The following is a 248-nucleotide window of genomic DNA, read 5'->3' as shown; positions in this document are numbered from 1 at the left end:
AACGGAAGCGGCGGCCATCGGACGTTCGGGACGAATACCATTTTTTAATGCGACATCGCCAATGATCGGCATAATCGAGTAAACCGCATGACCCGTTCCAAGCAGAAAAGTCATAGTGTAGGTGACTAAGGGAGCAATCATGGTGACTTGCTTTGGGTTACGGCGTAACAATTTCTCAGCAACTTGTAGCATGTATTTTAAGCCACCCGCCGCTTCTAGGATCGACGCACAAGTAACCACGGCTAAAA

Annotated in this window: 1 protein-coding gene; it reads right to left on the bottom strand. The window is 48.4% G+C overall.

Going from position 1 to position 248, the window contains the following annotated elements:
* A partial coding sequence (locus tag P8629_RS12465; protein WP_278166414.1) for an anaerobic C4-dicarboxylate transporter family protein occupies positions 1–248 on the bottom strand: 248 nt, incomplete at both ends.

The organism is Hydrogenovibrio sp. 3SP14C1, from assembly GCF_029625905.1.
In the GTDB taxonomy this organism is placed as follows: Bacteria; Pseudomonadota; Gammaproteobacteria; order Thiomicrospirales; family Thiomicrospiraceae; genus Hydrogenovibrio.
The sequence above is the reverse complement of the archived record's forward strand: the minus strand, read 5'-3'. Positions and strand labels throughout refer to the sequence as shown.